At 41.2% G+C, this 12,032-nt stretch carries 9 protein-coding genes and 1 pseudogene; 6 read left to right on the top strand and 4 right to left on the bottom strand.

Translation table 11 applies throughout. The features are described from left to right. Nucleotides 1-1,965: 1,965 nt before the first annotated feature. The 5 genes from MHN00_RS20375 to MHN00_RS20360 all read left to right on the top strand — a co-directional run bounded on the left by MHN00_RS20375 (nucleotide 1,966) and on the right by MHN00_RS20360 (nucleotide 6,747). Entirely contained in the window at nucleotides 1,966-3,285 is a 1,320-nt protein-coding gene (locus MHN00_RS20375; protein WP_239302220.1) for a hypothetical protein, read from the top strand. Then, nucleotides 3,282-3,485, top strand: coding sequence for a hypothetical protein (locus tag MHN00_RS20370; protein WP_239302218.1), 204 nt, complete (start codon nucleotides 3,282-3,284; stop codon nucleotides 3,483-3,485). Before MHN00_RS20375 ends, MHN00_RS20370 begins: the two co-directional genes overlap by 4 nt. 437 nt (nucleotides 3,486-3,922) lie before the next feature. After that, a complete protein-coding gene (locus MHN00_RS20365) occupies nucleotides 3,923-5,176 on the top strand; it encodes a lipid A deacylase LpxR family protein (RefSeq protein WP_239302216.1) in 1,254 nt (417 codons plus the stop codon). A gap of 435 nt (nucleotides 5,177-5,611) precedes the next feature. Continuing rightward, nucleotides 5,612-5,788, top strand: a complete 177-nt coding sequence (locus MHN00_RS20570) for a hypothetical protein (RefSeq protein WP_343213236.1) — start codon at nucleotides 5,612-5,614, stop codon at nucleotides 5,786-5,788. 68 nt (nucleotides 5,789-5,856) lie between these two features. Continuing rightward, the gene (locus MHN00_RS20360) at nucleotides 5,857-6,747 is read left to right on the top strand and encodes a site-specific integrase (protein WP_343213235.1); all 891 of its coding nucleotides are present in this window, start codon (nucleotides 5,857-5,859) and stop codon (nucleotides 6,745-6,747) included. 179 nt (nucleotides 6,748-6,926) lie between these two features. On the opposite strand, the gene MHN00_RS20355 is transcribed toward MHN00_RS20360, so the two are convergent. From MHN00_RS20355 to MHN00_RS20340, 4 genes are all read right to left on the bottom strand, one after another. Beyond that, nucleotides 6,927-7,769, bottom strand: a complete 843-nt coding sequence (locus tag MHN00_RS20355; RefSeq protein WP_239302214.1) for a hypothetical protein — start codon at nucleotides 7,767-7,769, stop codon at nucleotides 6,927-6,929. Nucleotides 7,770-7,780: 11 nt separating this feature from the next. Beyond that, nucleotides 7,781-8,452 (bottom strand): hypothetical protein, encoded by a 672-nt coding sequence (locus tag MHN00_RS20350; RefSeq protein ID WP_239302212.1) that lies wholly within the window; start codon nucleotides 8,450-8,452, stop codon nucleotides 7,781-7,783. A gap of 76 nt (nucleotides 8,453-8,528) precedes the next feature. Next, the gene (locus tag MHN00_RS20345; protein WP_239302210.1) at nucleotides 8,529-9,170 is read right to left on the bottom strand and encodes a hypothetical protein; all 642 of its coding nucleotides are present in this window, start codon (nucleotides 9,168-9,170) and stop codon (nucleotides 8,529-8,531) included. Nucleotides 9,171-9,287: 117 nt separating this feature from the next. Next, complete coding sequence (locus MHN00_RS20340; protein ID WP_239302208.1) at nucleotides 9,288-9,602, bottom strand: hypothetical protein; 315 nt, start codon at nucleotides 9,600-9,602, stop codon at nucleotides 9,288-9,290. A gap of 704 nt (nucleotides 9,603-10,306) precedes the next feature. Between MHN00_RS20340 and MHN00_RS20335 the strand changes: the two are divergent. Next, nucleotides 10,307-11,412, top strand: a pseudogene (locus MHN00_RS20335) (IS3 family transposase). Nucleotides 11,413-12,032: the final 620 nt, after the last annotated feature.

Raw genomic sequence — 12,032 nt, 5'->3', positions numbered from 1 at the left:
TTACCGTTTTTGGCATTCTCATCCATTTTTGCTACTAGGTTTTACTGCCGTCTTACCGTTTTTGGCATTCTCATCCATTTTTGCTACTAGGTTTTACTGCCGTTTTACCGTTTTTGGCATTCTCATCCATTTTTGCTACTAGGTTTTACTGCCGTTTTACCGTTTTTGGCATTTTCATTCCTTTTTGCTACTAGGTTTTACTGCCGTTTTACCGTTTTCGGCATTTTCATCCCTTTTTGCTACTAGGTTTTACTGCCGTTTTGCCGTTTTTGGCATTCTCACATATTTCTGATATTAAAATCTCATTTATACTATATAAAACAATTTTTTCACAAAATGGTAAACCGCATACCCGCGCGAAGGTATTATACGTTTTTTTAGCGAAAACCTAGGTTTTAGAGATGGAAAAATGGATCGCGTAGAAGCAATATCGAAAAAACTAATGATTCACTGTCGACAAATCTTCTGACTAGAGTAAGAGTTGCTTCTCTAATCTTCTTTTATTCAGCAACCTGACATGACTGTGTAACATGTATAAGGCTTCAAAACAGGACGCGGCTTTGCTGTGAATGTCGTTTAGTCTATGCTCTTTGACCGCGTTGGTCTTAATTTGCTCTAAACCCACTTTGACATAAAAGTGAGACATAGGCGGCTAATTAAATAGAATAAACGCTAAAAAAGAGCTTTAGATTTTGCGCGGCGTACCCACAAAGCCTTCCGGCATCTGATATGATCATCCAGCCAAACCTTTGATTGTTTATACATCGTTCTGGCATGTAAGAACGTAAATGGATCGCGACTTCGTTTTGGCTTGATAAACAATGGTTCATATTAATTCAGGAGAGAAGACATTGCGGCCGGATTATGAAGGAGCGGACATTTAAAAGTTAAAAGAAATGGGCGGAGAAGCCGTCTGAAAGCCTTGAATCATGTCCTCAGTGTATGACTCAATTCTAATGACTTCACGCTTCACTTGAAAGAACTTCTTACTTGCTCGTTGAACCGAATATCACGACGCTTAGTTTAACCCGTTTTTAACATTAATCTGCTGTTGGCTATACAACTCTAGCTTAGTAAACCCGCTTTGTTTTTGAGACAGATTATGCCAGTCTTGTATTTCTCTTCGTTGATGTCTCTACATGACCATCCTCCTTTGCGAAGAGAGCGTCATACCTTAGCTAACTTATAAACACAGCGTGTGAATTTATCGGACGCATGCGCAATAACTGAGATGTTACCTTTAAAAACTTGCTTTGTTTGATGGCAGACTAGTTGACGAGGGTTCCTGTTACGAAGGAACTGCATTGTTCTAAACATATAATGGCGTTCATTATCGATAATTGCGTTCAACAAACTCGCCAAGTATTCAGGCTACTTTCTTAAGCACAATTATAACGATACTGCGACATGAAAAAGGCACTAAGATCGCTTGGTATTTGAGACGCAGCATATAATGCATCTGAAATTCAAAAATGTGATTATTATGGCAAATAATGTTAGGTTGCACAGCGTCCTTAAATGACAAGATCGGTTTTTCCCGCGAGTAGGGTTTCATCGCTTCATCTACCTTTGTATGTGTTAACGCATTAGAGAAATCAGAGATGAACTTTGATGCTAACCCCGTTAGAGCTTTGATTAAAAGTATGCTTTCCATAATTGCTGTGTTGACCGCTAGGCTTACGGCAAATTTCTAGCCTCTCTTCTAAGGAGTAAGAAAGAAGGTTTTATTTAAACCTCGGCGGTAGATTGGGAACTGGAAAAGAACGAATTTTTAACGACGAAGTTCGTCGTAATCTGACAGTTTAATACCATCGATATTTTCGCCTCGATATGAAAATAGCAGAGTATAAGTGTTTCCATCTATAGCGTAACCGAATTCGTTAATAAGCTGGTTTCAGGCAGTCACTTGAAGTAATCGATAATAATTGTATACTTAATATACAATTATGAAAGTAGGCCACTATCATGAAAAGGACTTCAAAAATCTGCATAGCAGTATGCACTTCATTAGTTATAGGCGGATGTGCCAACCATCCTGTGAACAGCGACAGATTCATCTCCGAAGACCACATGGACGGCACAGCCAACCCAGCTGAAGGTTACGCGACATATTTAGACGCCAAAAGACAAATCAACTCACCAGACCCAGACAAAGAAACATTGAAGCGATTTGTCGAACAGGGCTCTATGCTTACCTATCAAAACTGCTTATCGACTGTGGAAGGGATCGCTAATAACAGCCATCAAATGTCATATACGAAAGACCAATATTTGGTTGGTAGCGTATTGGCAACCGGGCTATTGGCAATCAATGGCGCCTCAACCGAAACCATTGAAAGGCTAGCGCTAGGAAGTTCATTTCTGGTGTCATCGCTAGAGCTATATCAAAACTACTATCTGATGGGGCCCGATGCAGCCAGCGTTGTTGACCTGGTAAGAAAGGCTATGAACAAGCAACTTGATTATGCACTCGAACAAAGCCCACATACGTTTTATAAAGCAGCAAAGATAATCCTTGACCTATCCTATGTATGCTCATCTGTTCAAATTAACCAGATGGTAGCTGACTCAATCCGTACAGCCAACATTAAGTCGCCTTCGGAGGTGCTGCCACAATTACTCGTACAAGAGCAGTTAGAAACAATCCTTGATGAAAAAATTATCTCGAATATAGAGATGGCAGCCATGTATGAGTTGATGAGCGTTGGGCAATCCGGACTTGAAGAGGGCTGGACATCGGCAGTGCTTAAGCGAATAAAAGACAAAGTCAAAGATAACTTCAATAAGATAAGAAAACTACTCACTATTCAACCTCAATCCTTCAAACAGCAGGTTGAAGATCACATCGATTCGATGACAGGAGGAAATGACCCTGAACCAGTCAGCATAGACGCTCAGAAACGGATAGAAAGCTTGACCGAAAGTCTCGCAGCGAGACTTGAAGAAAGTGTTGATTCAAATCACATCTACCTTACATACGATGTATTCAAATATCTTGAAGGTAGTGACAAAACGATAGCGGATTTCTTAGCAGAGTTACCAGATAGGTTTGATGGACTCAATGAGGAAGCAATTACTTTTCTTAAGAAGAACACTACGGCATTGGAGTCTTGGTATAAAACATTGGATGATATTGACATAGCGGTATTGGAAGCAGCGCCTGCTCCGGGTGAGGAACTAGAAATCATGCTTGAGAAGCCAGTTGCAAAGCCATTTACCTTAAAAAGCTTTGATTATACTCCAACCCAAACCGACAGAAGCATTGTCACGATAGAGAGAGAATGATCATGATTGCAGGTTTCTATAAGGTCCCATCCACCCTCGAAAGCATTAGCGATGTCGCAAAAGTTTTCGACTTAAGTGCTTCACACCTGTTGGCAATAAATACGCACCTCAGCGCTGATGATGAAGGAAATGTAGGCTTTCATTCATATTCCTATTCAAATGAAGACGTTATTTTAGGGGGAAATCAAAAAATCACGTGACCGGAGGATAAATCAGGTTAACCAAGTCTGGTGGTTAAGCCACTGCCGGGTGGTGTACCGTTGGCCCACTTACGATAGTTGATGTAACTGGTACAGGCACACTGGGTCGGCCAAACTCATGTACCGCTAGGCTGCGAATTTTATCAGGGGTAGGGCGCCAGCATATAGCCGACGCCTAGCAACCAACTACATCATTTCAGAACCACAGTGCGACCTTGTCCGACCTCTCTATCTCGCCACAGAGCCTCGCCCACGATTTCAAAGATCTGTTCTATATAATTATTGGACTTTGCAAGCTCGCTCCCAGTATGCCGATACAAATACTCTTGTGCGTACATTATCTGCAAATGTATCTCATCAATGTTTCTTGCAAAAAACTGGTTAAGCTGAAAAACGTTGGCTAATATTTATCTAGAACACTCACAACACGGACTGTTATGCGTTACTTCAACTTATTTCCCCTACTACTCCTCTGCCCTAGTGCTATTGCTAAAGAAAGTATTTGGGATATCTATGCAGACACTACCAACAGCAAAGAAAGTGCCTGGCTGATTGATATCGAGAACGATGCTTTTATAGATTCAGATAGGTTTTTCACCAACGCGTTTCGAGTGACTCGCGCCTTCAGCTCAAAAACCTACATTTCTGTAAACGGTGAAAAATCGGCCTTTTTTACCGAAGACGGCAATATTCAGGAGATCGGTGACCCTCTTCCAATAGAGGTTAAAGAGCCAGAACGGGCCGATTGCAAAGAAAAGCCTCAGTCCGCCTACGATTTTCATTATCGCGTCAATGTTCTCGATTGTATCCGTGGTGAAAATGAATTCGAGATCTATAAGCACAATGCTGGGTGGCAGGCTGCAAACTTGATTTACACGCCCAAGGTCATCACAGCCAGATTTGAACAGTTCGAGCCATTGGACAGGCCGTACGCCGGCTATACCTATTACTCTCGGTTTGTAGAAAGCCTTTATGCCGATGACTCGCGCACACGTTATGAGCTGCAGCTGGGTTTACTGGGGAGAGCGTCATTCTCTGAGGAGGTGCAAAAGAACTGGCACAAGTTATGGAGTCTGGACGACCCAACATGGGAAAAGCAGATAGCCACCGAGCCTGCAGTGCAGGTCAACTATACACACCGTTTCGCTATCCCTCAGTTTATGAAGTGGGATAAAGACGTACTTCTCAACACTAGGTATACCGATGCACAGCCTTATGTCATCATCGAAGCCGGTACCGTATTCATGAGAGCCACTGCCGGGCTGGATATTAGGGTCTCCTTGTATAACATGAAAAGCTATTTTGCCGGCCCGCTTCTGGTTCCTCACGTACCTGAGTTGGACGAGCAAAATCTCACATCTGCGCCAGAACCAAAGCCTGAGATTGATGTGCAGTCAACACTCTGCACTTTTCAGGTTATTTGTGCCCCCGCCAGCGCATATCTATTTGCTACTCTAGAAGAAACTGCAGTTCTCAGGAATTCGACGATTGAGGGGGGCGTGTTCACTGACTCCCCTTATACCCTGCACGCTGCAAAGCGTGTACGCACTAAAGCAGTTGGCGTAAAGGTGTCTTGGGAAACCTGGTGGATTACCGGGACATATAGGGTTAGAAGTCCGGAAGTAGAGGGGATTCCTTTTGACGATGAATACCATCGTTGGGGAGAATTTCAATTCGGCTTTAATTGGTAACCGTGTAGCGGAAACTAGTCAAACGAATAAGCAGTATTAGTAAGTCAGAAGCTGGAAATTTCTAGTTTCGACCGCCACAAGTCTTGGGAAACGTATTGTTTACAGGCACTGGCTTAGCCATGCCGATTGTAATTGCAATGATTACAAGTGGAATAGCTTTGTTTGCATTTCAAAATGAAATTGTTGCTTGGCTTTCAAATAATTAGGACTGTCCGAATTGTTCATGCTCAGATTGACCTTATTGTTGAAAAATAAGGTTCAAAAAAACTGCGCAGCTATGCTCGTCAAAACTTTATTTCTTTAAATAAACAAAGTAGGTCATGTTAATGTGTATTAACATAACCTGAAAATATCCATATAAAACAGGTGGCTATTGTCACAAGGCCATATGTACTCGAAGTAAGCGCATTATTTTTTCTTTGCAAATGAGTATTTATGGCTAAGCAGCTAGCAAGACACGACATCGACGACACTCTCTACGTTTTCCTGCAAGATAACAGCAAAAAGTGGTACGCCCGTTTTCAGCTTTTCGGGAAATGGCACTGCAAATCAACTAAACAAGTTGATAAAGAAGAAGCTGTAGCAGCGGCTAGATTGCTACGTATGGAGTGAAAAATAAAAGCGGAACTCTCACAACGAGCAAGCGTTTTCGCGATGTAGCTGCGAAGAGTATTCTAGCTATGGAACATGAGCTTGCTCACGGTGGTGGAAAAGTTAGCTACAAAGACTACATGGGGGCTTTGAAAAAATATCATATTCCGTTTTTTGACCGCACGTATATCACTTCTATAGACCAAGACAAGCTCAAAGAATTCGACATTTGGCGAATACAAAAGGCTGGTAAAGTTCTTAACAAATCCACTCTATTAAATCATAACGCTGCGCTACAAATGGTATTTAAAGCTGCGGTTGAAAAGCAATGGATGTTGCCAGTTCAAGTGCCAGTATTAAGTAACAAAGGAGAGCAGGGGGCTAGACGTGCTGCTTTCAGTGAAGTTGAATATGAAAAGGTTGTTGAAACTCTAGAAAGTATGAGAGACAACAGCCGTAAGGAAAAGACCAGACAAATAAGGGAACTCTTACTAGATTATGCTGACGTAGTCGTCAATACAGGTATTCGACCCGGCACTGAAATGGAAGAACTGACTTGGGCTGACATATCAATGACGAGACAAGAGTACCAAGTCATTTTTAAAATTAAAGTACGAAAAGGCAAGACCACGAAACATACTGGCACCAGAACTGTCGTGTGCAAAGATGAGTTTGTCTTTCCCCTAATTAATCTAATGGATCGTTTTCCTAACCGCCGACCATCCGACAAAATATTTGTACTAGCTGACGGATCAAGTACCAACGAACTAGGTAGAACCTTTGTATCAGCTTTAGAAGAAGCTGGATTAAAGACCAGCCCAGATGGACCTAGAATACTCTATTCGTTGCGCCACACTTACATAACATGGCAATTACTTCGCCGAACTTTAAGAGTTGATGTACTCGCTCGACAATGCGGTACTAGTATTGCGATGATAGAGCAACAATACAGTCATGTCGTTCCTGGTATGTTTGACTAGGAGCTATCCGGAGTAACGTTCGAAAATAAAGAAGAAAGGGCAAAAAGCAAACGTGTGCTCGCACGAGGATTGAAAACTAAAGAGCTACTTACACAGCGCTTCAAGGCTTGGGAGGCTGAATATAGAAAGCGTGGATGTATCTAGAGTTACACTGAGCTTTAAATTGTAGTGGCTCATATCTAATCTGATACTTTGGGCTTGTAGCTTTCTAATTTTCTAGCACTGCCAATTTCTAACTCAAATTTCATTTTTTCTGGGTAATGTCGTGCAGAGTCTAAGGCTGGCTCCATTGAACCATAGTAAACAATGTTCAGCTTACCGGCCGTGTACTGAATAAGCATGAGTTCATCTGCTAAATTGGCTGTAGAAGCTGAGATTGCAACAAATCCATTTACCTGAGCTGTTGCTTTTACACTTATAGTTTTGCCGTGCTTTGATATTACGTCAAAACCGTGTTGATTAGCTCTAGAAGCTAATGCACCACCAACTTTTAGTGCACAATAAAATTCACCGATTCGACCTATTAAATGTCGTACTTCGGTAGCTTTTACTCCAAACTCTTCAATCTCTAATTTAATCAGAGCGTAATATTGTTCATAAAGCTCCTTAATTTTATCAATACTTATCGAATTAAGTTGGGTATTTACATGCAACTTGGTATCGGTATTTGATGTGTTATCAGGTCTAAATATATCCTTTATCTTGTTGTGATGTATTGAGGAGTCATTCTTTGTGGAAAAGAGTTTATGTATCTTCGAAGCGAAGTCAGGATGAATTTCTATTGGATGAAGCTTGTACCAACTAGGATACTGTTCAAGCAGGTCACATGCTTTTTTCCATGAACTCACCTTTATCTGACGCTGTTGTTTAGAGGACGGTAACCTATCGCTTTCAGATAGCAATTCTAACAAGGCTTCTGAACTTGTTTGTATGTGGTATTTTCTTAAACCATCAGTACCTCGAGTACCTATTAGTGATAAGGTTTCTCCCTCTCCACCAAGCTTCAAAATAACTTCTTGCATAAGCCTACTGTTCAGTTAATTGTTGTTTTTATGATAAGGCTACCAAGTTGCCTCGTATTCATTGGATTCCCCGCGCCGTTGAGGATACTGATGTTGAGTCGCTTCGCTAGCTCGCGAAGTATCGGCTTAGCTGGAGTGAGTACTTGGTTATCTCTTTCGACTTCTATTGTACCGTTTTCCAACTCTTTGATTGTGTACTCTGAAATTTGAATAGATTTTAATACACTGATTTTACTGTTTGGCTTTTTTATGCTTAAAAGTTTCGATAGTGATATTGCCAACTTCCCGTTAGTACCGCTCGTTTCGCGCATCAAACTTTCTGCAACTCCTTTTTCTTCATTTAGGAGAGTTTCGATCTGCATCTCTTCAGTGTTGATCCTTAGAATAATAATGCGGTCAACGGATATGAGTGTGTTAGAGTTAAACGCTATATGCCCACTAGAACCCATCATAGCCGTCGTCTTGACGGATATTCTCTCGCCGTTAGCACTGACGACATCATAGCCTTGTTGATTCACTTCTGTAGCCATTTGCCCGTTTGTAATGAGTGCGGCATAAAGTTCACCGATTCGGCCAATTAAATGCCTAAGCTCAGTAGGAGGCACGCCCCAAGTTAATTCTCGCTCGAACCAAGACATAGCTTCTCCCAGCGACTGAATTATTTGCATTTGAGTTAAAGCCATTGCTCTTCCTTAAGAATAATATGCTGGCCCAAAATCTAAGCTTTAATGCATTTTAAAATAGCTAAGTTTACTTTCATTATTCCACAAATTCAGATAGGAGAGGGTATATTCGGTCTTTAAATTGAAGCATGTAGCTATCTCTCACACCTCTTGAGCCGCTAGGATGCGGTAAGCATACAACATGAGTGAAATCGTTGTTTTCTGAAACAAAATCTTGGAAGAAAATTTTGAACCTAGTTCCAGGTGGTGTACCCCGAATAGCAGTTGGGTAGCTATTTGCTCTCCCGACCATAGCCTCGAATTGTCGTTTTACTTTTTTGCTATTTAATGCAGAAATTAGTTCTCTTCCCAGTAATAAGATTAACTTAGGTTTGAAATAATTGATGTGAAACAGAAAGTTCTTAACTTGATGATCTGATAAAAGGCGTTGCGACAACTTCAAACCGTTGCCAGAATCAGCCGTGTTGTGTCCTTGGGTATCCATCCAATTTGTTTGCACGATCTTTTTATCTAGGGGTTGGCCTAAACCATCAGAGTCGAGCGGACATCCCCACATGTCAAACCACTTTTTTATCGCTTTCTGATATTTCCATGATAAGGCTCTCTCCCCATATCGAGGGGGTTGGTTTGAAAATGTACATATTGCTTTATCATCGAAAAAGAGACCACTTCCTTCAGGAGCTTGTTCTAATTGTTGCTCTTCCTTTGTATGGCCCATTCGTATCCGCATAACATGATGTCTCTATGAGTATTGAACCCTTTAAATTCTGAGTGGGCAATATTGGGTCTTTTATCCATAAATTTAAAAATCCTTTTTCAAAATAATCATTAAGCATCAGTGCAAGATAGCTACAGCGACTGCGATAATCAAGGAAATAGAAAAGGCTACAAATAAATTTAGAGTACTTAGTTTTGAAGTTATGGGCTTACTAGTATGTTCAGTTAATTTGATGTTATTCGTATTTTGTGAACTAACTTTAGCTTTAGTTGGAATGTATTTGTCTTTAGCTTGTTCATCTTGTAATTTATATTGAGTAATTAAACGAGTACGCTTGGCTTTCAGCTTTGCTACCTTTTCGGGATCAGCGAAAGTTCCTATTTCGCCTGAACCCTTGGCTACTAAGACACTATCCATATTGCGATTAAACATAAATCAGTAACACCTTTTTATTACATGTAAAATTTAGTGAACAAACCCTTTAGGGTGCTAAATCCGTAAGCCTTTTATTTGTTCCCCAGCAACCTAGTGCCTGCCCGATAGCTATAATGCTCAAAGTTGCCAAAACTTTTGGCTCGACCGGATCAGATAAATTCCTGATATTATGACTTCGTTTTTTCGTATTATAAGCAGGTAATGAAAACATACAAAGTAGAATCAAGCAGATAACCCGCGGTTTGCTATGTTGCATCTCTAACTGTTTCAACGTAAATGACAGCATTTTCCGGTTTCGGGCATGTTTTCTTCTGTCCGTTAGAAATTATTTCAGCTCTAAAGCTCATTCAGCCATATAATTTTGTAAAGTGTCGTTAGAATCACAATGATTACACTACTGGCACAAAGCAGAAGTAGCTAGTCAATGATCTGTTCGGTCGCCACTTTTCTGAAGCTGCCTGTTAGATGGTATCTAAACCATCAAATAAAAATGTCAGATCAGATATGAGCCACTACACCTTAAGATCTTAATGTCTTTCGACAATACGCTTTGTTTAACTAAAGTGTGCTAATAACTGCAATTTAGGTGTCTCCGCCGAAAGAAGATTTGACTGATTTACACATGTAAACCTCCCCTAAGATAGTGGCATACCTTTTTGGAGTTGTTCGGCGTAAACTGAGCCAAGAATGGAGAACTCCGGATGAAAAAGTCCCGTTACACAGAGTTACAGATCGTAAAGATTTTAAAGGAAGTGGAAACAGGCAGACTGGTCAAAGAAGTCTGCCGTGAGTACGGTATTTCAGATGCCACCTACTACAACTGAAAAGTTAAGTACGGTGGTATGGAAGCGTCTGATATCAAAAGACTGAAAGACCTCGAAGACGAAAATCGGCGGCTTAAAGCAATGTTTGCAGACTTAAGCCTGGAACATCGGATCCTCAAAGATATCGTCGAAAAAAAGCTGTAAAGCCAGCGATAAGGCGTGAGCTTGTTGATTATGCTCGAGAGCAGCATGGTGCCAGTTTACGTCTTGCCTGTCGCGCTGTTGGCATCAGTGATTCAGTTTATCGTGACCAGCCCGACCAAACGCGTGATGATAAGGTCATCGCCAAACTGGTAGAAGCCGCTGAGCGATATCCGGCCTACGGATTTAGTAAGCTATACAAAATCCTACGTCGTTGGGGTCATGGCTGGAATCATAAGCGCGTTTATCGGATTTATTGAGAGCTTAATCTAAATAAGTGACGTCGTGGAAAACGTCGTCTACCAGTGAGAAATCCAGAGCCACTGGCCGTTCCAGTCCAGGCTAACCATTGTTGGTCAATGGATTTTATGTGTGACAGCCTGCAATGCGTTAGACGCTTTAGAACGTTTAATCTGGTGGACGACTTCAACCGTGAAGCACTGGCTATCGAAATTGACCTGAGCCTGCCATCGCAGCGTGTCGTCAGGGTTCTGGAGCGTGTAGTCGCCTGGCGGGGTTATCCTAATAAACTTCGCATTGATAACGGACCTGAATTTACATCAGTTACTCTGGCAAGCTGGGCAGAAGAACATGGCATCGCTCTGGAGTTTATTAAACCCGGAAAGCCTACGCTGAATTCCTTTATCGAGAGGTTCAACCCCACTTACAGAACAGAAATACTCAACATGTATGTCTTCAGAACATTGAACGAAGTACGTGAACTGACCGAAAACTGGATGACAGAATACAACGAAGAACGCCCCCATGATGCGCTGAATGATCTGACACCATGGAAATATTTAGGTAAGCATGAACAAGCCGAAACCTCTAATTATGGATGAAACTAATTAGGGGGAGGTTTACAAAACCTAATTGGTCTGCTGGTGGTTTATTTTTGTCTCATGAATAAAAGCACTCAATACGTATGTTCGATGATTATTGTGTATCTGAAGAGTTGTTTGAAACAGCTAGGGTATACGTTAGTTTGATAGTTGAAGACAGAGTAAAAAAATACAGCATGAAAGCATTTATTTGGGGTTGAAAACTCACTTTAAAGATTGTGGTAGCTAGCTGAGACCTTTAAAATCAAGGGGGCTGCGAAAAATGGTTGAAATTTGATGATTGTGGACGGAGCAAGAACGACCTTTTCTAATTTAGTTGTCTCGCCAAAGCAGCTACTCATGTATAGGCCAAACTCAGAACTGAAAAGTGACAAGTAAGATAACTTGACAAGGTGTTTATTCCGTTTGGGAGAACACTTATACCCCCTTAAAGCACTACTGCCACCTTTTTAAAGCAGCTTCTCACCTCTCTGATGAACGCCTCGTCACAAGTCCGCTATTTCAATGAATACATCAAAAGCGGTATTGCCGATATAATCCTTGAGCGTAAGTCCTTTAGGGAAAATGGTATAAATTAAATGCAGATGTTAGGACTAATGACTATTTTTCGCTTTAAATCG

This window comes from Alteromonas sp. Cnat2-8 (assembly GCF_022348355.1).
Lineage (GTDB): Bacteria > Pseudomonadota > Gammaproteobacteria > Enterobacterales > Alteromonadaceae > Alteromonas > Alteromonas macleodii.
The sequence above is the reverse complement of the archived record's forward strand: the minus strand, read 5'-3'. Positions and strand labels throughout refer to the sequence as shown.